General features: G+C 67.1%; 26 protein-coding genes, 2 pseudogenes and 1 riboswitch. Of the genes and pseudogenes, 11 read left to right on the forward strand and 17 right to left on the reverse strand.

The features are described 5' to 3' along the window. Positions 1 to 72: 72 nt before the first annotated feature. The gene (locus ACZ75I_RS00580) at positions 73 to 882 is read right to left on the reverse strand and encodes a uroporphyrinogen-III synthase (RefSeq protein ID WP_061479370.1); all 810 of its coding nucleotides are present in this window, start codon (positions 880 to 882) and stop codon (positions 73 to 75) included. Between the two features lie 35 nt (positions 883 to 917). Here ACZ75I_RS00580 and ACZ75I_RS00585 point away from each other — a divergent pair, with 35 nt between their 5' ends. From ACZ75I_RS00585 to ACZ75I_RS00610, 6 genes and pseudogenes are all read left to right on the forward strand, one after another. Continuing rightward, a complete protein-coding gene (locus tag ACZ75I_RS00585; protein WP_061479369.1) occupies positions 918 to 1,385 on the forward strand; it encodes a YiiD C-terminal domain-containing protein in 468 nt (155 codons plus the stop codon). A 32-nt stretch (positions 1,386 to 1,417) separates the two neighbouring features. Then, positions 1,418 to 1,843 (forward strand): hypothetical protein, encoded by a 426-nt coding sequence (locus tag ACZ75I_RS00590; protein ID WP_061479368.1) that lies wholly within the window; start codon positions 1,418 to 1,420, stop codon positions 1,841 to 1,843. 57 nt (positions 1,844 to 1,900) lie between these two features. Beyond that, on the forward strand, positions 1,901 to 2,338 hold the full coding sequence (locus ACZ75I_RS00595; RefSeq protein WP_049416566.1) for a rhodanese-like domain-containing protein: 438 nt from the start codon (positions 1,901 to 1,903) through the stop codon (positions 2,336 to 2,338). A 100-nt stretch (positions 2,339 to 2,438) separates the two neighbouring features. Beyond that, positions 2,439 to 2,957, forward strand: coding sequence for a protein-export chaperone SecB (secB, locus tag ACZ75I_RS00600; protein WP_005407596.1), 519 nt, complete (start codon positions 2,439 to 2,441; stop codon positions 2,955 to 2,957). Positions 2,958 to 2,977: 20 nt separating this feature from the next. Continuing rightward, entirely contained in the window at positions 2,978 to 4,003 is a 1,026-nt protein-coding gene (locus ACZ75I_RS00605; protein WP_065195990.1) for an NAD(P)H-dependent glycerol-3-phosphate dehydrogenase, read from the forward strand. A gap of 171 nt (positions 4,004 to 4,174) precedes the next feature. Next, positions 4,175 to 4,528, forward strand: a pseudogene (locus ACZ75I_RS00610) (Ivy family c-type lysozyme inhibitor); the annotation flags it as partial. Positions 4,529 to 4,588: 60 nt separating this feature from the next. Here ACZ75I_RS00610 and ACZ75I_RS00615 read toward each other — a convergent pair. The 5 genes and pseudogenes from ACZ75I_RS00615 to ACZ75I_RS00635 all read right to left on the reverse strand — a co-directional run bounded on the left by ACZ75I_RS00615 (position 4,589) and on the right by ACZ75I_RS00635 (position 7,779). Further along, positions 4,589 to 4,963 (reverse strand): hypothetical protein, encoded by a 375-nt coding sequence (locus ACZ75I_RS00615; protein ID WP_472958570.1) that lies wholly within the window; start codon positions 4,961 to 4,963, stop codon positions 4,589 to 4,591. Positions 4,964 to 5,443: 480 nt separating this feature from the next. Then, positions 5,444 to 6,475, reverse strand: coding sequence for an ACR3 family arsenite efflux transporter (gene arsB / locus ACZ75I_RS00620; RefSeq protein WP_134972312.1), 1,032 nt, complete (start codon positions 6,473 to 6,475; stop codon positions 5,444 to 5,446). Positions 6,476 to 6,488: 13 nt separating this feature from the next. Further along, a complete protein-coding gene (locus tag ACZ75I_RS00625; protein ID WP_242889848.1) occupies positions 6,489 to 6,992 on the reverse strand; it encodes an arsenate reductase ArsC in 504 nt (167 codons plus the stop codon). A gap of 84 nt (positions 6,993 to 7,076) precedes the next feature. Further along, a pseudogene (locus tag ACZ75I_RS00630) lies at positions 7,077 to 7,448 on the reverse strand (GNAT family N-acetyltransferase); the annotation flags it as partial. Between the two features lies 1 nt (position 7,449). Next, positions 7,450 to 7,779, reverse strand: a complete 330-nt coding sequence (locus tag ACZ75I_RS00635) for an ArsR/SmtB family transcription factor (protein WP_180870109.1) — start codon at positions 7,777 to 7,779, stop codon at positions 7,450 to 7,452. 17 nt (positions 7,780 to 7,796) lie between these two features. Between ACZ75I_RS00635 and arsH the strand changes: the two genes are divergently transcribed. Then, positions 7,797 to 8,525 (forward strand): arsenical resistance protein ArsH, encoded by a 729-nt coding sequence (arsH, locus tag ACZ75I_RS00640; RefSeq protein ID WP_472958571.1) that lies wholly within the window; start codon positions 7,797 to 7,799, stop codon positions 8,523 to 8,525. 28 nt (positions 8,526 to 8,553) lie between these two features. On the opposite strand, the gene ACZ75I_RS00645 is transcribed toward arsH, so the two are convergent. The 4 genes from ACZ75I_RS00645 to ACZ75I_RS00660 form a co-directional block, all read right to left on the reverse strand. Continuing rightward, a complete protein-coding gene (locus tag ACZ75I_RS00645; protein ID WP_229298501.1) occupies positions 8,554 to 8,886 on the reverse strand; it encodes a hypothetical protein in 333 nt (110 codons plus the stop codon). Positions 8,887 to 9,078: 192 nt separating this feature from the next. Further along, the gene (locus ACZ75I_RS00650; RefSeq protein WP_180870033.1) at positions 9,079 to 9,765 is read right to left on the reverse strand and encodes a L,D-transpeptidase family protein; all 687 of its coding nucleotides are present in this window, start codon (positions 9,763 to 9,765) and stop codon (positions 9,079 to 9,081) included. A gap of 156 nt (positions 9,766 to 9,921) precedes the next feature. After that, complete coding sequence (locus ACZ75I_RS00655) at positions 9,922 to 10,194, reverse strand: hypothetical protein (RefSeq protein WP_005420910.1); 273 nt, start codon at positions 10,192 to 10,194, stop codon at positions 9,922 to 9,924. A gap of 212 nt (positions 10,195 to 10,406) precedes the next feature. Then, the gene (locus ACZ75I_RS00660; protein ID WP_219626993.1) at positions 10,407 to 11,402 is read right to left on the reverse strand and encodes a DUF2268 domain-containing putative Zn-dependent protease; all 996 of its coding nucleotides are present in this window, start codon (positions 11,400 to 11,402) and stop codon (positions 10,407 to 10,409) included. Between the two features lie 161 nt (positions 11,403 to 11,563). On the opposite strand from ACZ75I_RS00660, the gene ACZ75I_RS00665 reads away from it, so the two are divergent. The 3 genes from ACZ75I_RS00665 (at position 11,564) to ACZ75I_RS00675 (ending at position 13,883) form a co-directional block, all read left to right on the forward strand. Next, complete coding sequence (locus tag ACZ75I_RS00665; RefSeq protein ID WP_049465985.1) at positions 11,564 to 12,139, forward strand: OmpO family porin; 576 nt, start codon at positions 11,564 to 11,566, stop codon at positions 12,137 to 12,139. A gap of 266 nt (positions 12,140 to 12,405) precedes the next feature. Continuing rightward, positions 12,406 to 13,380, forward strand: a complete 975-nt coding sequence (locus ACZ75I_RS00670) for a Dyp-type peroxidase (RefSeq protein ID WP_088496696.1) — start codon at positions 12,406 to 12,408, stop codon at positions 13,378 to 13,380. A gap of 86 nt (positions 13,381 to 13,466) precedes the next feature. Next, positions 13,467 to 13,883, forward strand: a complete 417-nt coding sequence (locus ACZ75I_RS00675; protein ID WP_180870028.1) for a hypothetical protein — start codon at positions 13,467 to 13,469, stop codon at positions 13,881 to 13,883. 96 nt (positions 13,884 to 13,979) lie between these two features. Here the strand turns inward: ACZ75I_RS00675 and pnuC are convergent, their stop codons facing one another. The 5 genes from pnuC to ACZ75I_RS00700 form a co-directional block, all read right to left on the reverse strand. Further along, a complete protein-coding gene (gene pnuC / locus ACZ75I_RS00680; protein ID WP_072167431.1) occupies positions 13,980 to 14,552 on the reverse strand; it encodes a nicotinamide riboside transporter PnuC in 573 nt (190 codons plus the stop codon). A gap of 8 nt (positions 14,553 to 14,560) precedes the next feature. Beyond that, positions 14,561 to 16,750, reverse strand: coding sequence for a TonB-dependent receptor (locus ACZ75I_RS00685; RefSeq protein ID WP_472958572.1), 2,190 nt, complete (start codon positions 16,748 to 16,750; stop codon positions 14,561 to 14,563). Positions 16,751 to 16,820: 70 nt separating this feature from the next. After that, positions 16,821 to 16,916: riboswitch (TPP riboswitch) on the reverse strand. A 98-nt stretch (positions 16,917 to 17,014) separates the two neighbouring features. Next, a complete protein-coding gene (locus ACZ75I_RS00690) occupies positions 17,015 to 18,139 on the reverse strand; it encodes a phosphotransferase enzyme family protein (RefSeq protein WP_346476329.1) in 1,125 nt (374 codons plus the stop codon). Between the two features lie 128 nt (positions 18,140 to 18,267). After that, positions 18,268 to 18,675: a glycine zipper 2TM domain-containing protein gene (locus ACZ75I_RS00695; protein ID WP_049416597.1), complete on the reverse strand. Its 408-nt coding sequence runs from the start codon at positions 18,673 to 18,675 to the stop codon at positions 18,268 to 18,270. A 467-nt stretch (positions 18,676 to 19,142) separates the two neighbouring features. Further along, positions 19,143 to 19,781 carry a response regulator gene (locus ACZ75I_RS00700; RefSeq protein ID WP_005420808.1) on the reverse strand — a complete coding sequence of 213 codons (639 nt, stop codon included), beginning with the start codon at positions 19,779 to 19,781 and terminating at the stop codon, positions 19,143 to 19,145. 75 nt (positions 19,782 to 19,856) lie between these two features. Between ACZ75I_RS00700 and ACZ75I_RS00705 the strand changes: the two genes are divergently transcribed. Continuing rightward, positions 19,857 to 23,456: an ATP-binding protein gene (locus ACZ75I_RS00705; protein ID WP_472958573.1), complete on the forward strand. Its 3,600-nt coding sequence runs from the start codon at positions 19,857 to 19,859 to the stop codon at positions 23,454 to 23,456. Here the strand turns inward: ACZ75I_RS00705 and ACZ75I_RS00710 are convergent. Together ACZ75I_RS00710 and ACZ75I_RS00715 are read right to left on the reverse strand one after the other, a co-directional pair. Beyond that, positions 23,450 to 23,851 (reverse strand): c-type cytochrome, encoded by a 402-nt coding sequence (locus ACZ75I_RS00710; RefSeq protein WP_053497753.1) that lies wholly within the window; start codon positions 23,849 to 23,851, stop codon positions 23,450 to 23,452. The genes ACZ75I_RS00705 and ACZ75I_RS00710 overlap by 7 nt on opposite strands. Before the next feature lie 65 nt (positions 23,852 to 23,916). Continuing rightward, on the reverse strand, positions 23,917 to 25,593 hold the full coding sequence (locus ACZ75I_RS00715; RefSeq protein ID WP_061479353.1) for an electron transfer flavoprotein-ubiquinone oxidoreductase: 1,677 nt from the start codon (positions 25,591 to 25,593) through the stop codon (positions 23,917 to 23,919). Between the last annotated feature and the right edge of the window lie 13 nt (positions 25,594 to 25,606).

Genomic DNA, 25,606 nt, shown 5'->3' on the forward strand with positions numbered 1-25,606 from the left:
GTGCCGGCAGGCTGCGTTGTGCACAGCATCACCGTTGCCGACGACAGCGGCAAGCGTGATCCACGTCCCTGTTCAGGTCGCTGCCGGGACGGTGAGCGTGGCGTGTGCGGCCGCCACCAGCTGCGCAGCGGTGGGGCCGGCGCTGCGTGTGATGCGCTGCAGGCCGAGCGCTTGCGCCTGTTCGCCGAGGCGGTCACTGGCAACCACCACGCGGGCAGACGCCCGCAGGCGCTGCTGCCCGGCCGGCGAAAGCTGTTGCCAGAAATGCTGCAGCGCTTCGCCACTGCTCACGGCCAGTACCCACGGCTGTGCTGAATGCGCCAATCGTGCCAGCGTTCGCGGGGGCAGTCGCAGCAGGCGACGCTGGTAGACGTCGGCACGTTCGATCGTGGCGCCCGCCGCCTGCAGCTGCGCGGCAATCAGGCCACGCCCGCCGGGCGCGGTCACCAGTCCGATGCGCAGGCCCTGTACGTCGGCCAGCACCGGCATCGCCAGCAGCCCCTCGCTGTCCATCCGCTGCGGCGCGTGCACCTCGGTGATGCCGTGTGCCCGCAATGCGCGCGCAGTGCCTTCGCCCACGGTCAGCCACGGGCTGCGCTGCACGTCGGCCAGCGGCAGCAGGGACGCGGCTGCGGCAACGGCGGCCGGGCTGGTGAACACCACCCGATCGCAGTTCAGCGCGCGTTGCAGCTGGCGCACCACAGCCGTGCCATGCAGGCGCTGCAGGCGCCAGGGCGCCAGGGCCAGGACATTCCCGCCCAGCCCGGCAACGGCGCGGCGCAGCGCCACGTTCTGGCCCCGCGGGCGCAGCGAGATCAGGGTCCAGCGTGGGCCGGAACGGGTGGCGCCAGTGGGTATCGTATGGTCGACCATTGCCTGCATTATGCGGGCCCTTCGTTGTCGTGGTTGCTGCTCCGATGTCCGTTGATGCCCTGACTTCCTCGTTGGCCGCCCTGCAGGACGTGCTGGACTGCATGCCGGCGGTCCGCGCCATGCAGATCCAGCTCGACGGCTATGCCGATGGCGTGCTGCGCATCACCGCGCCGCTGGCGGCCAACGTCAACGACAAGGGCAACGCCTTCGGCGGCAGCCTGGCCTCGGTGCTGACCCTGTCCGGCTGGGCCCTGGTCAGCCTGCGCCTGCGCCTGGCCGGCCACGATGCCGAGGTCTATGTGGCCGACAGCAACCTGCGCTATCTGGCGCCGGTCTATGAGGACCTGCACGCCCACGCCGAAGCAGCTGAAGCCACCGGCTGGGACGCCTTCCTGAATACCTTCCGGCAGCGCCGCAAGGCCCGCATCAGCATCATCGCCACCCAGCCCGGCGCCGATGGCAGGCCTGCCGCCGAGTTCAGCGGTCGCTTTGTTGCCTTCGCCAAAGGGTAGGATGGCAGGCTGACGTTCTGGGGAAACCACCGATGCGCCGCCTCATCCAGTTCCTGATGTATTCCCTGCTGCTGGCCAGTGCCGTGGCCTCGGCCGACGACCTCAGCCGCAAGCAGCGCAAGCTTCTGGAAGAGACCCAGATCGCCTACGGGGCGACCATCCGCTGGGGCAGCATGGACGATGCCATCGGCTACCTCGACCCCAAGCTGCGCAAGGAAAAGCCGCCGACCGAGTTCGAGCTCAACCGTTACGCGCAGCTGCGCGTGTCGTCCTATCGCGAGCGCAGCAGCGCCTCGCTGGACGGTGGCCTGGTCGAGCGCCGGGTCGAAATCGGGGTGATCAACCAGAACACCCAGGCCGAGCGCACCGTGGTCGTGGTCGAGCGCTGGCGCTGGGACCCGGAGGCCAAGCGCTGGTGGCAGACCGCCGGCCTGCCGGACCTGTGGAAGGGGCAGTGACGGGCCGCGTCCGGCTTGTGCGACAATCGGCGCCCGCTTAATCGACCCGTGACCTGAGTGAATTACGAAGAGTTGCTGGCCTTTGCAGGCCGAAACCCGATGCTGTCCGCGGCCCTGGTCGGCCTGACCGTGGCCATCATCGTCACCGAGATCCGCCGCCTGTTCCGGGGCTTCAAGGGCATCAAGCCCGCCGAACTGACCCAGCTGATCAACGCGGGCGGCACGGTGGTGGTCGACCTGTCGGCCAGCGGTGACTTCGAGAAGGGCCACATTGCCGGCAGCCGCAATGCCCAGGCCAGTGCCTTCGGCCCGGAAAACAAGCTGGTGGCCAATGCCAAGCAGTCGCCGGTGGTGCTGGTGTGCCGCAGCGGCAACGCCTCGGAAACCGCCGCCAAGGCGCTGAAGAAGGCCGGCTTCGAAAAGGTCTACGTGCTCGACGGCGGCATTCCTGCCTGGCAGCAGGCCGAACTGCCGCTGGTCAAGGGCCGCAACTGATTGTCGCAGGTGGCGGATCCGGCCTTGTATGGGCCGGGTCCCGCCCCCATCGCAGTAATTCGACCATCGTTTTCATTGCATTCACCTGGAGTTACTGGAAATGTCCGAAGAGATCACCAACGGCGCCGCTGCGCCGGTCGATGCCGCTACCGGCCCCGCTTTCACCGTCGAGAAGATCTACGTCAAGGACGTCTCCTTCGAGTCGCCGAACGCGCCGACCATCTTCAATGACCAGGTGCAGCCGGAGCTGCAGCTGAACCTGAACCAGCAGGTGCAGCGCCTGGGTGAGAACGCCTTCGAAGTCGTGCTGGCCGTGACCCTGACCTGCCAGGCCGGTGAGCGCACCGCCTACGTGGCCGAAGTGAAGCAGGCCGGCGTGTTCGGCCTGGTCGGCCTGGACCCGCAGTCGATCGACGTGCTGCTCGGCACCCAGTGCCCGAACATCCTGTTCCCCTACGTGCGCCAGCTGATCAGCGACCTGATCCAGGCCGGCGGCTTCCCGCCGTTCTTCCTGCAGCCGATCAACTTCGAAGGCCTGTACGCAGAAACCCTGCGCCAGCGCCAGGAGCAGGGCGACGCACCGTCGCTGGCTGACTCCGAGCCGGCCGGCAACGCCTGATTCCTGCCGCGACGTCACGGATGAGCACTCCCGCTGACAAGATCGCCGTGCTCGGCGCCGGTTCCTGGGGAACCGCGCTGGCCAGCCTGCTCGCACGGCACGGTCACCCGACCGTGCTGTGGGGGCGCGATGCTGCCGTGGTCGAGGCCATCGACCAGCGCCACGAGAACCCGCGTTACCTGCCGGGCATCCCGCTGCCGGACAGCCTGCGTGCCACCACCGACCTGGCGTCGGCGGTGCAGGGCGCGGCCTGGATCCTGGTGGTGACGCCGTCGCACGCGTTTGGCGAGACCGTGCGTGCGCTGGCGCCGCTGCGACCGGCCGGTGCCGGCGTGGCCTGGGCCACCAAGGGCTTCGAACCCGGTTCGGGCCGTTTCCTGCATGAAGTGGCGCGCGAAGTGCTGGGTGAGGATGTGCCGCTGGCCGTCGTCACCGGGCCGTCGTTCGCCAAGGAAGTCACCCAGGGCCTGCCGACCGCGATCACCGTGCACGGCGACGTGCCCGAGTTCGCGCAGACGGTGGCCGAGGCGATGCATGGCCCGGCGTTCCGCGCCTACACCGGCGACGACATGGTCGGTGCCGAGCTGGGCGGTGCGATGAAGAACGTGCTGGCCGTGGCCACCGGCGTGGCCGATGGCATGCAGTTGGGCCTCAACGCCCGTGCCGGCCTGATCACCCGCGGCCTCAACGAAATGCTGCGCCTGGCCGCTGCGATCGGCGCCAAGCCGGAAACGCTGATGGGCCTGGCCGGCCTGGGCGATCTGGTGCTGACCTGCACCGGCGACCTGTCGCGCAACCGCCGCCTGGGCCTGGCCCTGGGCCGCGGCCAGACGCTGCAGGATGCCGTGCGCGAGATCGGCCAGGTGGTCGAGTCGGTGCAGACTGCCGACGAAGTGATGCGACAGGCGCGCCGTCATGGCATCGACCTGCCGATCTCCGACGGTGTGCGTGCCGTGCTGCATGGCGAGCAGACCCCGGAAGAAGGCCTGCGCGCACTGCTGGCGCGGGAACAGAAACCGGAGTATCCGGACACGCTGTTCAAGTGAATCGAAAAACCCCGGCCACGCGCCGGGGTTTTTTTATGCGCGCCCCATCCAGGCATGGCGTAGATCCAGGACGGATCCCGCTTCTGGTAGCTGCCAACCTTGGTTGGCGCCCGGTAGCGCCGGGCCACGCCCGGTGGCATTCATCACCGCGGGCGCGGCCGCGCGTTGGCGGTGCTGGCGGCCTTCAACGCGCTGATGAAGGACACCGCGGCAGCCGAATCGAGCGACAAGGAGATTCCCTCGCTGCGCCAACGCCTGTTGAGCGGACCCAGCGGCCCTGGCGAGCTGCTGGTGCTGCAGGGCGAGCCGTGGTGGTTCTACACCGCCTGCCAGGCCCACGACTGCCCCGGCACCGCGTTGGCGATGCTGTACTCACCCACGCAGGCGAAGATGGTCGGCCGTCTTACTGCGCGCTGCCGTGTGTGGTGGCTGGGCGAGCCGACGGCGGAACAGCGTGTGCAGATCGAACAGCGCCAGCCACTGCAGGATGCCGCGCTGAAGGAAGACAGCGCGCTTTGCGAGTGATGTGGCGCGCGCCGCAGCGCCGGGCCGTGCCCGGCGTTGCAGTGAGCGTTGTTCCCCGTGTCACCCTTCCGGGCGCATGCGTGCGCTGACCTGTGCGGTCAGCGACAGACTGGCCATCATCAGGCCCTCCATCACGCGGTCGCCCACGTACTCCTCGTCGGGACCGTTCTGGCGCACGCGCTCGGCAGCCAGCAGCATTTCCAGCGCCACGCGCAGGCCGGTCAATGCGCAATCCGCGTCGGCCAGCGCCATGCGGCGGCCCGGCATCTGATGACGTTCGGGCCAGGGTTGGCCGTCGGCGGCGGCGTCCTTGCCGATGCGGTCGAGGGTGGCGATGAAACCGAGAGGATCCTGCTGGTGCGGTGCTTCCGAAGGCGCGTCCGCGTTGGCGGGCACGTATTGCGTGCGTAGTCGGGAGGATTCGGGTGTGCTCATGGCAATGCTCCGTGCAGGACAGACGGCAGCCGCCACGCAAAGGTGGCGGGCGGAGACGTGGCTCGAAAACCGGGCGCTTGTTGAAACCGGCAGGCACAGGGCCTCCACGCTCCGCCCGCCATAGCCGGCAGACGGATTGCCCGCCGGCGCCACGAGGGGTGACGCCGGCGGGCAAGCGTTGTCAAACAAGCGCACGGGTTTTCGAAGCCCGGCCATCCTTTTTCGATGGCACGTCATCTGTACGCGTGCTGCTGCGCGGTGCCAATCAGAACAGTTGCATTCAACGCTTGATCAAAGACGCTTTTGGCATTTTTGCACGCTGTTAAGCTGTCGCAGACGCAGGCGCCGCAACGGCCGTAGCGGCATGGGGAATATGCGACATGGGTCGAAGTTGATGACGTGGCGTACGGGCACCCCACCAAGTCGATGACGACAGTGCGGGGCGAAGAACGCAATTCGACTCCCACACACTTTGATCTGTCAGTGCTCTTCGCGTCTCTCGTACCAGGCTTGTGTACGGTTCACGATCCGCACCACGGACAGCATGACCGGCACCTCGATCAGCACGCCCACCACCGTCGCCAGCGCAGCACCCGAATGCACGCCGAACAGTCCCACCGCAGTGGCCACCGCCAGTTCGAAGAAGTTGCTGGCGCCAATCAGTGCTGACGGGCCGGCCACGCAATGTGCCACGCCCAGGCGGCGGTTGAGCAGGTAGGCCAGGCCCGAAGTGAAATAGACCTGGATCAGGATCGGCACGGCAATCAGCGCGATCACCAGCGGTTGCTTCACGATCTGCTGGCCCTGGAACCCGAACAGCAGCACCAGCGTCAGCAGCAGGGCGGACAGCGACAGCGGGCCCAGCCGTCGAAGCGCACGCTGCAGCCCCGCCTCGCCGCTGCGCGAAAGGATCCAGTGCCGCAGCACGGCGGCCACCAGCACGGGCACCACAATGTAGAGACCCACCGACAACAGCAGCGTGTCCCAGGGCACAGTGATCGCCGACAGGCCCAGCAACAGCGCAACCACCGGTGCGTATGCGACCACCATGATCGCGTCGTTCAAGGCCACCTGGCTCAGGGTGAAGTTGGCATCACCGCGGCACAGGTTGCTCCACACGAACACCATGGCGGTGCAGGGCGCGGCCGCCAGCAGGATCAAACCGGCGATGTAGCTGTCGATCTGTGCTGCGGGCAGCCAGTCCGCGAAGGCATGGCGCAGGAACAGCCAGCCCAGCAGCGCCATCGAGAACGGCTTCACGGCCCAGTTGATGAACAGCGTCACGCCGATGCCCTTCCAGTGCTGCTGCAACTGGCGCATCGCAGTGAAGTCGACCTTCAGCAGCATCGGGATGATCATCAGCCAGATCAGCACCGCAACCGGCAGGTTGACTTTGGCCACTTCGGCGGAGGCCAGCACCGCGAAGGCATCGGGCAGGACGTGGCCCAGCAGCGTGCCCATCGCAATGCACAGCACAACCCACAGCGTCAGGTGTCGCTCGAACAGACTCATGGCAGTGGCACCGTCACTGCGCGCCGTCGGTCGGCAGCAGCTGGCCGATCCGGTCCAGCGCGTGCTGCAGCGCTTCGCGTTCAGACCACACCGATTCGGGCAGTGCGAGCAGCGCACGCAGGCGCGTTTTCACGATGGCATGGGCCAGTGCGAAGGCTGCGGCCTTGTCGGCATCGCTGCCTGCCACGGCGGCCGGATCAGGCAGGCCCCAGTGGCTGCGGATGAAGTCACCGAACACCACAGGGCAGGCTTCGGCAGCGGCCGCGTCACACACGGTGATCACCAGATCCATCGGGGCTGCATCCACGAACTCATCCCACGACTTGCTGCGCAGCCCGTCAATGGGCATTCCTTCGGCCTGCAGCTGGGCGAGCGCGAAGGGATTGATCTGGCCAGTGGGCTGGCTGCCCGCACTGAATGCGCTGAAGTGATCGCCGCCCCAGGCGCGCAGGGTGGCTTCAGCCAGCACGCTGCGCGCGCTGTTGCCGGTGCAGAGGAACAAGACATTGCGGGTCATGTGGCTTCCGTGGTCAGGGAGTGGCTTGGACATGCACAGCGCGCTGGCCGGGCAGAGACTAGTGAACTCGGCAGAGCTGCGGATCGCCTCCGCTATCTGCGCGCGATCGCATCCGGCATAGCCGTGCCGCGCGAACCACGGGCCTGCCGACGTTGTCAGCAGCACCAGTTCCCTGACCTGCATGCGGCGGGCCATGTCCTCGGCCGCTGACAGCAACGCGCGCCCAAGGCCGGTATTGCGTCGGTCGTCGGACACCACCAGCGAGCGAAGCAGGGCCGACGCGCCGAAGATCTGCAATCCAACGGCACCCACGGGAATGCCGTCGAGGTCTGCGACGAGAAACGCCACCTCGCTGCTTTCCAGATCGGCCACGGGCAACTGCGCCTGCCGCAGAAGGTCGCGGATGGAGCACAGGTCGTCGCGCGTGCCTGCACGAATCACCGGATCGGGTTTCATCTCAGCACCTGCATGCCGGTTCGCTCACAGCGCACCGCTCATCCGGGGAGCCCGCGCAGCAGTTGTGCGTCAGGTACTGGATCAAGCCGTTCATCGCATCGAAGTTGGCGCGGTAGCAGACGTGGCGGCCTTGGCTTTCGCTCTCCACCAGCCCGGCCTGCACCAGCTCCTTCAGGTGGAAGCTGAGCGTGGCGGGAGGCACCTGCAGGGCCGTGGCGATGTCGCCCGCCATGCGCCCTGCCGGGCCCGCCTCCACCAGCAGCCGGAAGGCAGCCAGGCGGGTGACATGGCCGAGGGCGGTCAGGGCAGCGATTGCATTCGACGTTTCCATATTTCTAGAATAATCGAATGAATAAGCCAATCACAAGTCTGGACCTGCCCAACCTGGCGGAATCGTCATTGCCCCAGCCCAATCATCACCAGCTCGCCGCGGCAGATCTGGGGCCGCCACGCATTCTCCTGCTCTACGGCTCGCTGCGGCCCCAGTCGTTCAGCCGCAAGCTGGCGCTGGAAGCCGAGCGGCTGCTGCGCCACCTGGGGTGCGATACCCGGGTGTTCGATCCGCATGCGCTGCCGATGCTGGACAGCGTGGACAGGAATCACCCCGAAGTGCAGCGACTGCGCGAATGGTCACAGTGGTCGGAAGGGCAGGTCTGGGTCAGCCCCGAGCGGCATGGCACGGTCACCGGCGTGTTCAAGAACCAGATCGACTGGTTGCCGCTGGAAGATGGCAGCGTGCGGCCCACGCAGGGCAGCACGCTGGCGGTGATGCAGGTGAGCGGCGGCTCGCAGTCGTTCAACACCGTCAACACATTGCGCGTGCTCGGCCGCTGGATGCGCATGCTGACCATCCCCAACCAGTCGTCGGTGGCCAAGGCCTGGCAGGAATTCGATGACGACGGCCGGATGAAACCCTCGCCGTACTACGACCGGGTGGTGGACGTGATGGAAGAGCTGGTGAAGTTCACGCTGCTGACGCGGGGCCGGTCGGACTACCTGGTGGACCGCTACAGCGAGCGGAAGGGCGACGCGCACGCCGCGGCATTGGCGCGGGCTGCAGGGGCTACGGCTTCCTGATCCTCATGGGTGCCGATGTGAGGCACGCTCACCCGAGCAGCCTCTTCACCCTTGAAGCTGCAAGGCGGATGATCACCACATAGGCAAGCAACATGCCGGTACCGATGCCCATTACTTCGATTTCCCAGTTGCGGCGGTAGGGAGAAGGGCCCATGAAGGCCCACGCCAGAAGCACCGCCGCAATCAGCAAGGCGCTGCGGTTGGCCTTCGAAATGAGTTCATCTTCTGTCGCGCACCCCATGTTCGGATCCCAGGAACCGAGCAGCCATCCAAGGCCACGCAGGTACTCACGTCCCACGAAGAACAGGAAGACGAATACGCCACCCATCGTGCTCAGCAAAAACTGGAAGAGTGGGTCCACCGGCGGCCTCATGGACGAGGCAGACATTGCCTCGCAGGATCGTCGCAGGATGCCAGCGCGCCGCGCCTCGGGGGGCACCAGGTCTCATAGGCAGGCGGCTTTCCACGAGCAGACCGTGCATCGCGGCCGCCCCGGCGGCCGGGCAAGGCCCAGGCATGTGCCCACAACGCCCAGGGCGGACGCACAAACGCACTACTCGCCAGCGTGCTGTGCGGTCTTCTTTTCGTCGCCATCTGCGGCGGCACGGCTCTGCGCGAATTCCGGGAACGTCTCCGCGATCGAATCCTTGTCCGGCAGGATGTAGAACACGCCGCCCTTCTCGAACGTGGAGTGCACGATCTGCTCGTAAAACGCGGGTGAGACGTTGATGCAGCCGTGGGTGACGCGGTTGTCGTCTGGCGTGGGCGATGCCAGCCGTTCGGCACGCTTTTCCTTCGGGCTGCCCGGCGGCAGTGGATGCATCGACACGGCGGAATCGTAGTCCACCCACAGCACACGCCCGGCATCGTCGGAGGGGCCATAGGCACCAATGAAGCGGCCCGCCGGCGTGGTGCGGTCGTGGCCGGGAATCGCGCTCAGGGCGAGCTTGGCGACGCCGGGTGCAGAATGATCGCCGATGGCCGAACCGAACAGCGCCGGCGCGGCGCCGCGCAGCTTGCCGTCGCCGCCGAAGACCAGAACCTGCGCGGCCGCCTTGTCCATGATCGCGAACGGATAGCCCTGGTTGTCCTTGCTGGCGACCACCCAGCCGGCCAGCGCGATCACTGTTTCGGAGACGCTCTGGTCGGGCGGAAGTTCATCAACGGCGGCCGCCGGTGGTGCGGGTGCGTCCTTGTCCCTGGCGTTGGCTACGCCGCTGCATGCAACGGCCAGTGCCATGGCCAGAGCGGCATGGAGGGCGCGGCGTGCAGGCGAGGAGGAGGTACGAATGGGAAGGCTCCTGGCAATGCAATTCTGGTGGAAGGAGGCCAGTGGCCGGCGAGGGCCACTGGTTCCCGATACAGAGGTGGATCAATTCAAACGGTGAGGGAGCGATCAGCCGCGCGGCTTGCGCCCGACGGGTGCCCTTTCAAGCTGCTGCACGCGGCCTTCGATCTGATCCAGGCGCTGATTGGCCTGCTGTGCCGACTGGTTGGCGGACTCGGCACTCTGTGCAGCGCCCTGCACCTTTACATCGAGCTGATCGAGGCGCGAGTTGATGGTTGCGAACTCGTCCTTGTAGGTGGCACAAGCGCCAAGGCTTACGGTGGCGATGAGCGCCACAGCAAGTGCGCGGGCCGTCTTCATGTGTTGCGGGTTCAGGTTCATTGCACTCCCTCCTTCGTCTGGGGAAGCTGGAATATAGCGGCGTTTGTTCCCCACGCTGACAAGCGCTTTCAGCTGAAGTTGGAAGACGTGGAAGGGTTGTGAAATATGTTCATCAGCAAAGCTTAACGAGTGAGATCAGGCGAGCTGATGTGCACAGAGGCGATGGCCTTGCAGTTGCTTGAATCGCCCAATTCATCAGCCTGAAGACGGCCTCATTCCTGCCCGTTTTCCACTGGCCCACACGCCGGGCGCCATTCACTTGCGGCAAACAGTGCCGGCGCACTTTCCGGACGCACCGCCAGCAGCGTGGCGACGGCACCGGCTTTGTCATCGGCGCGGGCAACGTAGTCAGCGGCAATGCGGTAGCCGATCCAGTAGCCAAGATCGCCGCGGCGCGTTTCGTCGCCGGCGCCGTTGTAGAGCCATTGCGACAGCTCAGTACCGGCGCTGTCCCGGGCGAACTGGCGTTCCAGGGCGCATTCGCGGCCCTGCGTCCAACGACGCAGATGCGCGTTGGCCGGTTGCCCCGAGATCAGTTCGCCCACGTACTCGGCGCCGCCTTCAAGCAACGTCTGATAGAGCAGGGTGGGCTGCGCGACATCGACGCTCGCACCGGGCTGCTGCACGTGCACGTACTCATGGGCGATCAGGTGCACGAAACGGTCGCCCACATCGGGCTGCATCCAGTCGGCGTTGCACAGTGCCTCCAGTCCGATCACCACGCCGTCGGGCGTGGTGACACCCCCGCTGTTGCCCCGACCCACCAGCACGGTGACCGGCGGAAAACGTGCGGAGGGAAGCAGAGTGCCCAACCGATCGAGTGCCTTGGCAACCCGCTCGCGGATCTCCGGCAGCGCCGTCGCACAGGTACGTGCTTTGGCAAACAGCGCAGGTCTGCGCTGGATCGCATCTGCAAGACGATCCATCGAGCCGATACGGCTGTCAGTGAAGCTGCGTAGTGCATCCGTACCCGCATGCAGATAGCCGCGCTGCAGATCGTCGGCATTCGGCTTCCCTCCGCTTGCATCCAGCACGCTGAAGAAGCGCGTGACATCGTCGGTCTGAATCACGATGCGCCCGGAAGGGCGGGTACGCTCGGCTGCGTTGGCTACCTGCAGCATCATCGGCAGGGCGAAGAGCAGCAAAGCCCGCACTGTGCGCCGGGCATGAAGCGGAAACAGCAGTGACGCGACTGATGCGTGCGGCATGAGGAGTTCCCTGAACGCCAGCCTTATTTATACACCAGTCAGTTCAATATTCAGGGTCGATTGGCCCCCCTAACGGATAATTCACACCTGTCGACCGCCTCCTCTCTCTCCCCCTCCCGGGAGGCGGCCGACGAAACCAAAATAATTAAAGGTGTGTCCCGATGAACAAGAATTCGCTGCTCGCCCTGGGTCTTCTGGCTGCCCTGCCGTTCGCTGCATCGGCAACCGATGGCCTGTCGTACAACTACGTTGAAGGCGGCTATGTGAACACCGATGCCAAGGGCGGCGACGCCGATGGCTGGAAGGTGAAGGGTTCCGTGGCGGTGCACCCGAACTTCCACATCTTCGGCGACTACAGCGCGCAGGAGACCGACACGTTCAAGAACGACGTCGACCAGTGGCGCATCGGCGCCGGCTACAACTACGGCATCGCACCGAACACCGACCTGGTCGCCCGCGTCGCGTACCAGAAGTTCGACATGAAGCATGGCCTGGACTTCAACGGCTACTCCACCGAAGTTGGCGTGCGCACCGCGTTCAACCCGTACGTGGAAGGCTACGTGATGGCCGGCTACGAGGACTACACCAAGAAGCACGGCATCAACCCGGACGGCGAGTTCTACGGCCGCGTCGGCGCCACCGCCAAGTTCAACCAGAACTGGGGCCTGAGTGGCGAAGTGAAGCTGGCCAAGGCCGGCGACCGCGAGTGGTTCGTGGGCCCGCGCTTCACCTGGTAACAAACGCCCGTTGTTAGAGCGTGTTGTGCTGGCGTGTGACTCTCTCTCTCTCCCACACGCCAACCGAAGCCCGGCCTCGCGCCGGGCTTCTTCTTTTGTGTGCGTCCGGAGAGTGCAGGGCCGCAGCAGTTCCATGTAGCGCGGGAATGCACGGTGCTGCTCGCAGGACGGAACGAGAACCGCTCCGTTGCCGGTCAGGCGGTTCCGCTATGATCCCGGCACGTCGCCATTGACGATGCACCCGCCTCAAGCCAGCAGGAACTGCCGTGAATTCCCAGCCCGCACCGATCACCGCCCTCAACCACACGCTCGACAACGAGCCGCAGCAGATCACCGCACCGCTTACTCATTCGGCGGCGTTTCTGGTGCTGAAGGTGAAGGATGACGAGGCGTCGATCGCCAAGGCACGCGAGGTGCTGGCGAGCACCGATGACCTGATCAAGAACACCGCCATCCGCGAGATCGAGCGCACCTTCACCTGCAACGTGGCCATCGGCCATCGCGTGTGGCAGCCGCTGGTGGGCTCCACGCCGCCACGCGAGCTGAAGCCGTTCCGCGAGATCAAGGGCGCGACCCACACCGCTGTGGCCACGCCCGGTGACCTGCTGTACCACATCCGCGCACGTACCATGGACCTGATCGTGGCGTTCGAGCGCAACCTGCTGATGGCCTTCGGTGATGCGGTGGAAGCGGTCGATGACGTGGCCGGCTTCCGCTACTTCGATGGCCGCGATCTGCTCGACTTCGTCGACGGCACCGCCAACCCGGAAGGACTGTCGCTGCCGGAAGCCACCATTGTTGGCGATGAAGACCCGGAGCATGCCGGCGGCAGCTACGTGGTGGTGCAGAAGTACCTGCACAACCTCGATGCCTGGCGCGCGCAGAAGACCGAGGCGCAGGAGGCGATCATCGGCCGCACCAAGCACGACAACATCGAGCTGGATGATGCGCCGGCCGATGCGCAGAAATCGCACAAGACGCTGTGCACCATCGAAGACGCCGACGGCGAGCACGAAATCCTGCGCGACAACATGCCGTTCGCCAACCCGGGTCGCGGCGAGTACGGCACCTACTTCATCGGCTACACGCGCCGCCTGTGGGTGATCGAGAAGATGCTCGAGCGCATGTTCATCGGCAATCCTGCGCCGCTGCACGACCGCATCCTCGACTTCTCCACCGCCACCACCGGCGTGACCTTCTTCGCGCCCTCGCGCAAGGTGCTGGCCGACCTGGGCGAGTGATCGCGCCGGGCCATCACGGCCCGCCATCTGCCTGTCATCTATGGCGCCGACCATGGCGCGCTGGAGGGGAGCGCAGGAGGCAGGCGATGGTCATGTCAGCAAACAGGACCGGCATCCGCCGCTGGTGGCGGCCACTGGCCGCGTTGTTCGCCGCGCTGGCGCTGGGCAGTTCGGCGTCGTCCGCACACGAAGCCCCTGCGCACTGGATGGCCTACGCCGCCGCCGTGGGTGGCCAGCTGCAGCAGCGCCTGCAGCAGGAGCAGGACCCGCAGGCGCAGCGCGTGGTGGAGTGGTTGCGTGCACACCCGGATACACCCACGCCGCTGCCTGTGAGCCTGTGGATTGCGGCGGACGGCCGCATCTCGAAGCTGGAGTTCGACAGCCTGGGTGACGCCCAGGTCGATGCCGACCTGCGCGCGACGTTGCAGGCAGCGCCGTTGCAGGCCGCACCGCCGGCCGACATGCGCCAACCGCTGCGATTGGGTCTGGTGCTTGACCGGTAGATCCACGCCATGCGTGGATGGGCCTACCGGTGACCCTTCAGCCACGCATGGCGTGGCTCCACTGTGGATGGCCAGCGCACAGCCCGGCCATCCGCATCAACGAACCGGCGCCACCTGCGGTTCGCGCGCGGCCGCGCTCCATGCGCGCAGGCCGAACACGGCCAGGCCGAGGAAGAACACGTACAGCGCGGCAGTTACGTGCAGCGACTTGAACAGGTACGCACCCACATAGACCACGTCCACGGCGATCCATACCCACCAGCAGGCGACGTGGCGGCGCGCCTGCCACCACTGGCCGACCAGGCTCAGTGCGGTCAGCATCGCGTCCAGCCACGGCAGCGCGGCATCGGTGAAGGTGTGCATGGCCGCACCCAGCGCCACGCCACCGCACAGGCCGAAGGCCAGGTCGCGCAGCAGCTTGCCTCGCGCCAGTGGCACGATGCGGATGCTGCCCTCATCGGCGGCGTGCTGGCGCCAGTTGAGCCAGCCGTAGACCAGGAAGCCACCGAAGGCGACCTGCAGCAGGGTGTCCGAGTACAGCTTGGCCTCGGCGAACACCAGGCCATACAGCGTGACCGACAGCAGGCCCACCGGCCATGCAGACAACCGGCGCCGGGCCATCAGCCAGACGCCGAGCACGCTGCACAGCGCGGCGGTCCACTCGAGCACGACGCCGTTCACAGCGCGAACGTCACCGACAGGCGCGCCTGTCGCGGTGCGCCGGGGAACAGGTAGTAGTCACCGCCGCTGCTGCCGGTGTCACGCCAGTAGAAGCGGTTGAACACGTTGTCCACCGACAGGTTCCAGGTCACGGCACGCTCGTGCAGCCGGTGCTGGAAACGCAGGCCGGCATCGAACACCGAGTAGTCCGGCGCGCGCACGGCGCCGTCGGCGCGTGCCACGTTGGCACCGGCATAGCGCCACCCGCCAGTGACATCCAGGCCCTGCACGAACGGCAGTGCATAGGCCACGTGCACGCTGGCACGCACCTTCGGCACGTTCACCAGCTGATGGCCCTCATAGGCCGGCGTGCCGGTGTCGCGCGCGCGCGCCTGCAGCACGCTGGCACTGGCCACGATCTGCAATGCGTCCGTCAGCTGGCCGTTGGCGGTCAGCTCCAGGCCGGTGTGGGTCTGCGTGCCTTCCTCGACGAAGGTGTAACCCACGTCGCTGTTGTCCGGCTTGGCGTACTGGTACGGCTGCGAAATGCGGAACACGGCTGCGCCCAGCGTCAACGCCTCGACCGGCACGTACTTCACGCCCACTTCCAGCTGGCGCGACTGTACCGACGGCAGGAAGGTGTCAGCGTTGCTGGTCCAGAACGGCGCTTCCTGGCCCAGCGAAATGCCGCGCACGTAACTGGCGTAGGCGTTGAGCTGGTCGGTGGCTTTCCACACCACCGCAGTCTGTGGCAGGAAGCGCGACAGGCGGCTGTGCCGCTGCGGGATGCCGCGCTTGTCGTAGGCGCGCTCGTCCAGGCGCACGAAGCGGCCACCGGCCAGCCACTGCCAGTCGTCACCAAAGCTCATCCGGTCCAGCGCGAAGAACGCGGTCTGGCGACTGTCCAGGCGACGTGCGGACGGGCCCGGCATCTTCGGCGACGGCGCGAACACCGGCACCGGTGCGTCGTGAATGTTGCTGGTGCCGACGTACTCGTTGACGCTCGGGCGCCTGTCCACGGTGCGGCGGAAGTAGTCGGCACCGAGGGTCAGCTGGTGGCCGATACTGCCGGTCTCGAAGCGGCCACGCAGTTCGGCACGGGCCTGCTGGTTTTGGCGGGTGTCGTCCGGGCTGCGGTAGTCGTAGACGTCATAGTCGCCGTTCGGCGCGAAATAATTGCCCGGCACGCTGCCGTCGGCGCACTGCGTGGCGTAGTAGCAGCCGTAGGCGAAGGCGACGTTGTCGTCGATCACCGAACGGCTATGGCCCACCGATACACGTGATTGCCAGGCGTCGTTGAAGTCGTAAGTATGCAGCGCGGTGATGTTGGTGCTGGCGATATCCACCGGGCGCTGCCACGGCTGGTAGCCGAGCAGATGCTCGCGGTCGACACCGCGCGGCAGGTCACGCGCGCCCAGCAGCTGGTAGCCGGACACCGAGCGCTGCGAGCTGGTCTGATAGTTGGCATCCACTTCCAGCTTGCCGCGCTCGCCGATCAGCCAGTCGGCGGCCAGCGAGTAGAAGTTGCGGCGGCCATCGGCATGCTCGACGTAGGAATTGCTGGAATCCCATGCGGCATTCAGGCGCAGGCCGAAGCGCGGGGTGATCCAGTGGCCGACATCGACGGCGACGTAGCGCGAGCCTTCCGAATCGGTGCCGAGCGTGGCGGTGCGCACTTCGGCCGGGCGCTTGCCGATGTAGTTGACGATGCCGCCCGGCGCCATCACCCCTGCCGCCAGCCCGGCTTCACCCTTGAGGATCTCCACCGACTGCACGTTCTCCAGCGCCAGGCGTTGTTCGCCGGCGATGGACAGGCCGTTGAAGCGGTAGCCGGTGGCGGCGTCCAGGGCGAAGCCGCGGATGGCGATGTTCTGGTAGTAGCCCACCGGCGCATAGGCATCACCCAGCGAGGCATCATTGCTGGCCAGCTCGGACAGCGAACGTAGCTGGCGGCGGTCGAGATAGTCGCGCTCGAGCACGTTCACCGAAGCCGGCGTGTCCTTCCACGAACCGCCACCGAAGGCGTTCACGCGCGAGGTATCGGCCTTCGGCTTGCCGGCCTGCACGCGCACCGCCGCCAGTTCGGTCGGCGAGCGCTCGGCGCCGGTGGCAGCCGCATCAGGGGATGCCTCGGCCTCGCTGGCGTGCAGTGGCAGCGCAGCGCAGAGGGCGAGGGAGAGCAGGGTGGGGCGCAGGCAGCGGTTCATTCGGTTCGTCTTCGGACAACAAGGGAGACGAAGCGACGGCGCGCAGGTGCACTGACCCATGACGGGGGTGTGGCTGCGGCTCAAAGCTCCCTACGCCGGTGCAAACCGGATCAGGTTCCAAGGGACTCTCTCAGCCTGGCAGATCCAGGCACCCCCGCTTCAGGTGACCATTTCACTACAAATGGTACGGATTTGCGAGCGCCACCCAGGGTCAGATCCCTTTCCTGCGGAAAGGGATCTGACCCCAACGCTGTGTCAACCGGATCACGCGGCGGCGTGCAGGGCCTGCAGCAGTGCCTGCCCCGGGGCGGTATGGAACCACGCCGGATGGCCAAGCATGAAGGGCTGCCACGCCACGTCGGCATTGGCGGTCGAGCCGGTGACGCCCTCGAAATACTCCACTTCGGACAGTGCGAAGTCGAAATGCACCATCGGCAGCAGGTCGGCCAGCAGGTGCACGCGTGCCGCCGACAGCGGCAGCACCTCGCGGTAGCCATCGAGCAACGCCAGCGCGATATCGACGCGCACGGCCTCCATGCCGCGCGCCAGCTCCAGCCATGCCACGGCGTTGCGCTCGATGGCGGTGGCCAGGTCGAACAGTGCGCTGGTGGGCGAGGCCAGGCCGAAATCCAGCACGGTGCTGACCTGCCCGTCGCGCCAGAGCAGGTTGGAGACATGCCAGTCGTTGTGCGCCCACAGCCGTGGTTCGTCGCGCAGGCGCTCGGCCAGGCCCGTGTGCCACGGCAGCACGTCGTGCTGCAGCTGCGCTTCCCACGGAATGCGCGCGAGATAGCGGGCCAGGCCGGGGCGCGCGTGCAGTCCTGCCTTGATTGCGGCGATCGGATCGTCGGCGCGGATCAGGTCGTCGCGCGCCACCAGCAGATGGGTGCTGCGCTGGGGCGCGTGGTAGCTGGCGGCGGCGCGGTGCAGCTGTGCGAGTGTGCGTCCGGCTTCGCGGGCCTGCGCGACATCGGTCAGCAGCGACCACGACACCGCGTCGCGGTACAGGTCGTCGCCTACGCCGACGTCGTGCAGTTCAAACGTCCATTCGCCGTGTTCGACCGCGGTGTGACCATCGGTCGCTGCCAGCACCTGTGCCACCGGCACGCCAGCAGCGTCGAGATGGGCGATGAAGCGGTGTTCTTCTTCCAGGCAGGCCGCGTTGCGCACGCTGTGGTGATGGCGCTTGATGAACACCGCGCCGCGCGTGCCATCGACGATGGCGGCAGCCGACAGCGGTCGCGGGCTGTGCCAGCGCGGTTGGCTGCCGCTGTGCAGCTGCGGATAGCACTGCCGCAACCACGCGATGTCCGCCGCGCTGATCGGTGGCCAGTCGGCAGCGACCTCGTCGTTGTTGAGGCCCTGCACGCGGTGGGAGGAAGACGTCATGCCGCAGCCCGAGAGGGGAAAGTCACATCCAAGGCTGCGCATTCAACGTCATGCGCGCGGCCAACGCAAACGGGCGGGTCATCGACCCGCCCGTCTCTGCCATCGGCAGGGTAACGCCGCCGTGCCGCTTACCAGCCGCGATGGCGACCGCGGTCGTGGTAGTAGCGGTTGTCGTAGTAACGCTCGCGCTGCCAGCGGCGGTCGTCGCCACGATCGTAGTAACCGCTGCGGTAGTAGCCACGATCGTAGCGGCGGTCGTAGCGGTTGTCGTAGTAGCGATTGTCGTAATAACGACGGTCGCGGCGGTCGGAGGTGGTCAGATTGCCGATCGCGCCGCCGGCCACGGCACCACCGACGGTGGCGGCAGGATCACCGTTGGAGAGCAGGTTGCCGGCCACGCCACCGACCACGGCGCCGACCAGGGTGCGCTTGTCCTTCCTCGACATCGCGCTGGCATCGCTGACCACGGCGACACCGGCAACCAGCGCCAGAGCCATCGCCAGACCACGGAAGCTGAGTGTGGAAGTACTGAGCATGTTCGTTCTCCTGTGAGGTGCATGCCACGCTGGGCAGGGAGGGCGCGGGGCGCCCCGGCTGCCGTGATGTCCACGCTGGCGTTACAACATTGCCGGAACATTGCCTGGTGCACCGAGCGGCTTGCGCATTCATCTAGCGGCAGGCGGCATGAAGCAAGGCTGAAAGCGGCTGCGGCCGCTCAGCTGGCGGAAAGGAAAAGGGCCGCGGAGGTGGCCCCTCCCTTCTCTGCCAAGGCGTTGGCATGTCCGACGCCCATCGCTTTCTGGGCCTGCCGCGCCTGCTCCTGCGGGGTCTCCTGCTGCGGCTGCAGCACGTCAGGCGCGCCCTGCACCGCACCGCGGCGAAGCGCCAGGCTCTGCCCGCTGGCGGCCCGCGTCTCCACGGTGACGCGGCTGGCGGCCGGACATGCGCCGGTCGATTCCTTCGACCTCGCATTGTTGCTGGTGCGATTATTGTGAATCGCGTCTCAAATTTTCCCGTCACGCAGATAGTCGAACAATTCGGCATCGCCCTTCAGCCCAAGCTTGAGCATCGCATCGCCCTTCTGCCGGCTGATGGTGCTGACGCTCTTGTGCAGCAGCAGCGAAATCTCCTTTACCGTCATGCCGGTGCCGAGCAAGCGCAGCACCTCCACCTCGCGCGGGGACAGCGGCTTGCCGTCGCCCTCGCGCATGCGCCAGCTGCCGGCCGCTTCCACCCGCTCGCGCAGGCTGCGGCTGATGTAGGGCTGGCCGCGGTAGACCGACTGGATGGCCTGTGGCAGTTCGTCCATCGACGAACTCTTGTCGACCAGGCCGAGCACGCCGCTGTCGAGCACCATGCGCAGGATCGCCAGGTTGCTGGAGACGCTGAGCATCAGCACCGGCAGGTCGGGATGGCGGCGGCGGATCATGCCGATCATGGCGAAGCCGTCGGCCTGCGGGCTGCCCGGCATGGAGTAGTCGGTGACCAGCAGGTCACAGGGCTGGCTGGCGAGCAGGGTCATCAGCGCCTGCGCGCTGTCGGCCTCGCCGACCACGCGGCCGACGCCGCTCGACTCGATGACGGCGCGGGTACCGATACGGACCACGGGGTGATCGTCTGCGATGATGATGCGCAAGCTCATGCTCTAGTATGGCCATCGGGCACGCCGGACCGCGACCATCGCGGTCCCTGGCAGGATTCTAGGAGATCGACGCAGATGCGTAGGTGGGCTGTTCGCGGGCTGCTCCTGCTGCTGGCGGTGCTGGCGCTGCCCCTGGCCCAGGCACAGCCGGCCCCTGGCCTGCTGCCGCTCAGCCCGTTGCAGCGCGAATACCTGGTGGCGCATCCGACCATCGTTGTCGGGCAGTATGACAGCGGCTGGCCGCCCTTCGAGTCCCTCCGTGATGGCGAGCAGGTCGGGCTGGGACCGGACTACCTGTCGCATCTTGCTCGCCAGCTCGGTGTGAAGGTCGAGGCGCGCCGCTATCCGGACTGGACATCCGTGCTGGATGCGGCATGTCGTGGCGAGATCGACGTGGTGATGAATGTCGGCCTCAGTGCCGACCGCACCCGCTGCATGGTCTATACCGCCGCCTACAGTGAGGCGCCGCTCGCACTGGTGGGCCGGCCCGATGACCTGCGTGCCTCCGACATGCCGGACCTGGATGGGCTGAGGGTGGTGATCGAACAGGACTTCCTGACCGGTCCGCAGGTGCGCGCCCGATTCCCGCGTGCCCGCCAGCTTGTCGCAAATGACACGTTGAGCGCATTGCAGATGGTCAGAGACGACAAAGCGGACGTCTACATCGGCAATGCCTTCGTCGCCACCGAGCTGATTGCCAGCCGGCGCCTGCAGGGCGTGGCGCTGTTGCGGCCGAGCGACCTGCCCCCTGAACGGTTGCACTTCGGCATTCCCAACAGCAAGCAACCCCTGGCCGAAGCCCTGGACCTGGCGCTGGCCGCGACCAGCCAGGCCCAGCGCGATGCCCTCGCACAACGCTGGTTGTCACCGCCGCACTGGTCGGCATCGGCGCAGCTGGCGCTGAGCCAGGCCGAGAAGCGTGTGCTGGAGCAGCCGCTGATGATCGGTTTCGCGCCGAATGCCGCGCCCCTGTCGTTCACCGGCGAGGATGGCCGGCCCAGTGGCCTGGCCAGCGAGTACCTGCAGCGCCTGATGCAGGCCGGCGCCAACCTGAAGGTCGAGAACAGCCACGACTGGTACGAGGTGCGTGAGAAGGCCCGCCGCGGTGAACTGCAGGCGGTGATGGGCATACCCGTTGATTCGCGCTACCTGGGCCCGGACTGGGTGTTCAGCCAGCCCTTCATCAGCGTGCCGAACGTGATTGTGGTCAGGAGCGATGGCGAGTCGCTGCTGGGCCTGGCCGACCTGCAGGGCAAGCGCGTGCTGCTGTCCGACCCGGAGCGCGTGCGTGGCTATGTGCAGCAACAGGCGCCGCAGGCCCGGATCATTGCTGCGCGGAGTGCCGAGCAGGCGCTGCAGCGCCTGCTTGAGGGTGAAGCCGATGCCTATGTCGGCAACCTTGCCGTGGTCGATCACCTGCTGCGCAGTCGTTTCCCGGGGCGGATGCAGGTCGCGGCTCCGGCCGGTTTCAACGACCAGCTGGCGCTGGCAGTGGATCGCCGCCATGCGGCCCTGGCCACGACCTTCGATCGCCTGCTGCTGCAGATGACCCCACGCAAGCGCGAGGCGCTGCGCAGCGCCTGGCTGGCGGTGGAGTACCGCAATGGGGTCGACTGGAGCAATCTGCTGCGGTGGGGCGTGCCCGTGCTGATGGTGCTGCTGACCGCACTGCTGGTGCATGGCGTGGGCCATTGGCGGCTGCGCCGTGAGGTGGCCGGACGCCGCCAGCTGGAGCAGCGCCTGGCCGAGGTGACCGACAACCTGCCGGCGGTGGTCTACCAGGCCCGTCGCGATGCCGATGGCACGCTGAGCTTCCCGTTCATCGCCGGCGACCTGCCTGCGTTGTTCGGCATTACCCGGCAGCAGGCCGAACAGGATGCGAGGGTGTTGCTGGAATGCGTCGAGCAGGAGGACCGCGCGCGCATCCTGCATTCCATCGAGCAGGCCGCGCACCAGTTCGCGCCGTTGATCCTGGAGTTCCGCCTGCGCAGCGACGGGGAAGGCGTGCGCTGGGTGCGCAGCCAGGCCCATCCCTACGCCGCCGAAGAAGGCGCGGTGATCTGGAGTGGGTACTGGGTGGATGTAAGCGAAGCCCGGATGCAGGCCGATGCACTGGCGGCGGCGAAGGCGGACGCCGAGCAGGCCGCTGAGGCCAAATCGCGTTTCCTGGCCACGATGAGCCACGAGATCCGTACGCCGATGAGCGGCGTGCTGGGCATGCTGGAGGTGCTGGCGCACTCACCGCTGGACAGCGAGCAGCAGCGCATCCTCGGCGTGATCGAGGATTCGGCGCAGATGCTGCGGCAGATTCTCGACGACATCCTCGATTACTCGCGGCTGGAAGCGGGTGCACTGCGCCTGGAGCCGGTGCCGCAACCGCTGCGGCCCCTGCTGGAAAGCGTGTGCCGGTTGATGTCGGCGCAGGCCAGTGCACGCGGGCTGGAGCTGCACGTGCAGATCGACCCTCAGCTGGCGGCAGCGCACGAAGTGGATGGCGTGCGCCTGCGCCAGATCGTATTCAACCTGCTCAGCAATGCCATCAAATTCACTGCACGCGGCGAAGTGCGGCTGCAGCTGGAGGTACTGGGCCCGACCGCCGAAGACGGCAGCCAGCCGCTGTGCCTGAGCGTCACCGACACCGGCACCGGGATCGCACCGGAACAGCTGCAGCACCTGTTTGCGCCGTTCACCCAGGCCGGTGCCTACATCCAGCGCGACCATGGTGGTACCGGCCTCGGCCTGAGCATCTGCCAGCGCCTGGTGCAGATGATGGGCGGCGAGCTGGAGTTGCACAGCACGCTGGGCGAGGGCACCCGCGCCGAGGTGCGGCTGGCGCTGGTGCAGGCAGGCAGGGGTGACGTTGAAGCGCTGGTTGCGGAGCAGGAGCAGGCGGCGCTGCTGCCGCCGGCGCTGCGCGAGGCACGCGTGCTGGTGATCGAGGATCACCCGACCAACCAGGCGATGATGGCGTGGCGGCTGCAGCAGCTGGGCGTACCCCATGTGCTGCTGGGCGATGGCCAGCAGGCACTGGACCGCTTGTCATCGGAGGCCTTCGATCTGGTCATTACCGACTGCCGCATGCCGGTACTCGACGGCTTCGGTTTCACCCGCCTGCTGCGCGAGCGCGAGGGCCGTACCGGCCAGCCGCGGCTGACGGTGCTGGCGCTGACCGCCAGCGTGCTGGACGACGATGCGCGCCGCTGCCGCGAGGCCGGCATGGACGAGGTGCTGGCCAAGCCGCTGTCGCTGGCCACGCTGCGCACCGCGCTGCTGCGCTGGCTGCCGCAGGCACAGGGCCAGTCGTTCGATGCGCCCGTGCAGGAGACTGTCGCCGACGACGCTGAAGTGCTGCCTGATCTGGCCACCCTGCAGCAGCGCTATGGCTCGCGCGTCGTGGCCGAGCAGCTGCGCGACAGCCTGCTGCAGGCCAGTGAAAGTGATCTGGCGGCGGTGCAGCGCGCCGTGCGGGCCGGTGACCGCGAGACTGCGGCGCTCCACCTGCATCGCCAGGCGGGCGGTCTGGGGGCGATCGGGGCAAGCGCACTGGCCGGGCAGGCCAACGCGCTGGTCGAGCGCCTGCAGGATGCGACCGAGGCCGATCCGGCACCGGTGTTCGCCGCTGTAACGGCGTTCGTGGAGCGCCTGCAGCACCAGCTGCAGCGACTGGGTCACTGAGCCGACTGCTGTTGCAGGTAGGCGATCACCAGCGCGCGGCGTTCGGCGCTGGGAAAGGCGTTGTACATGCGCGTGCCGGGCACCACGTGGGTGGGCGACTGCAGGAACGCGTCCAGGGTCTGCGCGCTCCAGGTGATGTCGGCGCGGCGCATGCCGTCGGAATAGCCGTAATCGGGCAGGCTGCCGGCGCGACGGCCGATTACGCCGTGCAGGTTGGGGCCGAAACGGTGGATGCCGCCAGGCTGCACGGTGTGGCAGCCGGCGCACAGTTCGAACGCGCGCTGCATGGCCTGCTGCCGGGCCTGTTCAGGCGTGGCCGGCGCCGCAGGCGGGCGCTGGCAGGCCGTGGCAAGCAGGGCCACGGCAACGGTGGTGAGCAGGCGGGAGGCACGCATGGGCGGGCAGGATAGCGGTGCGGTGGAGCGGCCGGGCTGCGACACGCGGTCGCAGCCCGGGGCGATCACATGCCCGAGTAGTTCGGGCCGCCGCCGCCCTGCGGGGTCACCCAGACGATGTTCTGGGTCGGATCCTTGATGTCGCAGGTCTTGCAGTGCACGCAGTTCTGCGCGTTGATCTGCAGGCGCGCGTTGTCGGCGTCGCCGACGAACTCGTACACGCCGGCCGGGCAGTAACGGGCTTCGGGACCGGCGTACTCGGCCAGGTTCACCTTCACCGGAATGCTCGGATCCTTCAGCGTCAGGTGGCTGGGCTGGTTCTCGTCGTGGTTGGTGCTGCTCAGGAACACCGAGCTGAGACGATCGAAGGTCAGCACGCCATCGGGCTTGGGGTAGGCGATGCGGGTGTGCTGCGACGCCGGCTCCAGGCAGGCGTGGTCCGGCTGGGTGCGGTGCAGGGTCCACGGCGGGTTGCGCACCCCCAGCTTCGGCAGCAGCCACTGCTCCACGCCGGTCATCAGCGTGGCAACGGTCTGGCCCTTCTTGAACCACTGCTTGAAGTTCTTGGCCTGCTGCAGTTCGGTGAACAGCCAGCTGGCTTCGAACGCCTTCGGGTAGGCGCTCAGTTCATCGTGCTGGCGATCGGCGGCCAGCGCGTCGAACGCGGCGTCGGCGCACAGCATGCCGGTCTTGATCGCGGCATGGCTGCCCTTGATGCGGCTGGCGTTGAGGTAGCCGGCTTCGCAGCCGACCAGCGCGCCCCCGGGGAACACCGTCTTCGGCAGCGACAGCAGGCCGCCGGCGGTGATCGCACGGGCGCCGTAACCGATGCGGGTGCCGCCCTCCAGGTGCTTGCGGATGGAGGGATGGGTCTTGAAACGCTGGAACTCCTCGAACGGGCTCAGCCACGGGTTCCTGTAGTCCAGGCCGACCACGTAACCAATGGCGACCTTGCCGCCGTCGGCGTGGTACAGGAACGCGCCGCCGTAGGTGTCGCTGTCCAGCGGCCAGCCAGCCGCATGCACCACCAGGCCCGGCTCATGCCTGGCCGGGTCGATCTGCCACAGCTCCTTGATGCCGATGCCGTAGGCCTGCGGGTCCTTGCCTTCGTCCAGTTTGTAGCGGGCGATCAGCTGGCGGCCGAGGTGGCCGCGCGCACCTTCGGCGAAGATCGTGTACTTGGCGTGCAGCGCCATCCCACGCTCGAAGGCCGGACCGATGCTGCCGTCCTTCTCGATGCCCATGTCGCCGGTGGCCACGCCGATGACCTCGCCGTTGTCGCCGTACAGCACTTCTGCAGCGGCGAAGCCAGGGAAGATCGCAACCTCCAGCGCCTCGGCCTGCTGCGCCAGCCAGCGGGTCACTTCGCCCAGGCTGATGATGTAGTTGCCTTCGTTGTGGAAGCACTCCGGCAGCAGCGCGTTGGGGGTGCTGCGCGCGCCGGTCTCGCTGAGGAACAGGAATTCGTCGCGGGTGACCTTCTGCTTCAGCGGTGCGCCGCGCTCGGCCCAGTCCGGGAACAGCTCGGTCAGCGCGCGCGGATCCATCACCGCGCCGGACAGCACGTGCGCGCCCGGTTCGGAACCCTTCTCCAGCACGCACACCGACAGCTCGCGGCCGGCTTCGATCGCGCGCTGGCGCAGCCGGATCGCGGTGGCCAGGCCGGCGGGGCCGGCACCGACGATCACCACGTCGAATTCCATTACTTCACGCGGGGGCAGGGCGTTGGCTTCAGCGCTCATCGATTGCATGACT

It is taken from the genome of Stenotrophomonas sp. X, from assembly GCF_055721025.1.

Excerpts from the sequence above, each read along its gene's own strand:
- ACZ75I_RS00580 (WP_061479370.1), bottom strand. The coding sequence starts at position 882 with ATGCAGGCAATGGTCGACCATACGATACCCACTGGCGCCACCCGTTCC.
- ACZ75I_RS00585 (WP_061479369.1), top strand. The coding sequence starts at position 918 with ATGTCCGTTGATGCCCTGACTTCCTCGTTGGCCGCCCTGCAGGACGTG.
- ACZ75I_RS00590 (WP_061479368.1), top strand. The coding sequence starts at position 1,418 with ATGCGCCGCCTCATCCAGTTCCTGATGTATTCCCTGCTGCTGGCCAGT.
- secB (WP_005407596.1), top strand. The coding sequence starts at position 2,439 with ATGTCCGAAGAGATCACCAACGGCGCCGCTGCGCCGGTCGATGCCGCT.
- ACZ75I_RS00605 (WP_065195990.1), top strand. The coding sequence starts at position 2,978 with ATGAGCACTCCCGCTGACAAGATCGCCGTGCTCGGCGCCGGTTCCTGG.
- ACZ75I_RS00615 (WP_472958570.1), bottom strand. The coding sequence starts at position 4,963 with ATGAGCACACCCGAATCCTCCCGACTACGCACGCAATACGTGCCCGCC.
- arsB (WP_134972312.1), bottom strand. The coding sequence starts at position 6,475 with ATGAGTCTGTTCGAGCGACACCTGACGCTGTGGGTTGTGCTGTGCATT.
- ACZ75I_RS00625 (WP_242889848.1), bottom strand. The coding sequence starts at position 6,992 with ATGACCCGCAATGTCTTGTTCCTCTGCACCGGCAACAGCGCGCGCAGC.
- ACZ75I_RS00635 (WP_180870109.1), bottom strand. The coding sequence starts at position 7,779 with ATGGAAACGTCGAATGCAATCGCTGCCCTGACCGCCCTCGGCCATGTC.
- arsH (WP_472958571.1), top strand. The coding sequence starts at position 7,797 with ATGAATAAGCCAATCACAAGTCTGGACCTGCCCAACCTGGCGGAATCG.
- ACZ75I_RS00650 (WP_180870033.1), bottom strand. The coding sequence starts at position 9,765 with ATGGCACTGGCCGTTGCATGCAGCGGCGTAGCCAACGCCAGGGACAAG.
- ACZ75I_RS00655 (WP_005420910.1), bottom strand. The coding sequence starts at position 10,194 with ATGAACCTGAACCCGCAACACATGAAGACGGCCCGCGCACTTGCTGTG.
- ACZ75I_RS00660 (WP_219626993.1), bottom strand. The coding sequence starts at position 11,402 with ATGCCGCACGCATCAGTCGCGTCACTGCTGTTTCCGCTTCATGCCCGG.
- ACZ75I_RS00665 (WP_049465985.1), top strand. The coding sequence starts at position 11,564 with ATGAACAAGAATTCGCTGCTCGCCCTGGGTCTTCTGGCTGCCCTGCCG.
- ACZ75I_RS00675 (WP_180870028.1), top strand. The coding sequence starts at position 13,467 with ATGGTCATGTCAGCAAACAGGACCGGCATCCGCCGCTGGTGGCGGCCA.
- ACZ75I_RS00685 (WP_472958572.1), bottom strand. The coding sequence starts at position 16,750 with ATGAACCGCTGCCTGCGCCCCACCCTGCTCTCCCTCGCCCTCTGCGCT.
- ACZ75I_RS00690 (WP_346476329.1), bottom strand. The coding sequence starts at position 18,139 with ATGACGTCTTCCTCCCACCGCGTGCAGGGCCTCAACAACGACGAGGTC.
- ACZ75I_RS00695 (WP_049416597.1), bottom strand. The coding sequence starts at position 18,675 with ATGCTCAGTACTTCCACACTCAGCTTCCGTGGTCTGGCGATGGCTCTG.
- ACZ75I_RS00700 (WP_005420808.1), bottom strand. The coding sequence starts at position 19,781 with ATGAGCTTGCGCATCATCATCGCAGACGATCACCCCGTGGTCCGTATC.
- ACZ75I_RS00705 (WP_472958573.1), top strand. The coding sequence starts at position 19,857 with ATGCGTAGGTGGGCTGTTCGCGGGCTGCTCCTGCTGCTGGCGGTGCTG.
- ACZ75I_RS00710 (WP_053497753.1), bottom strand. The coding sequence starts at position 23,851 with ATGCGTGCCTCCCGCCTGCTCACCACCGTTGCCGTGGCCCTGCTTGCC.
- ACZ75I_RS00715 (WP_061479353.1), bottom strand. The coding sequence starts at position 25,593 with ATGAGCGCTGAAGCCAACGCCCTGCCCCCGCGTGAAGTAATGGAATTC.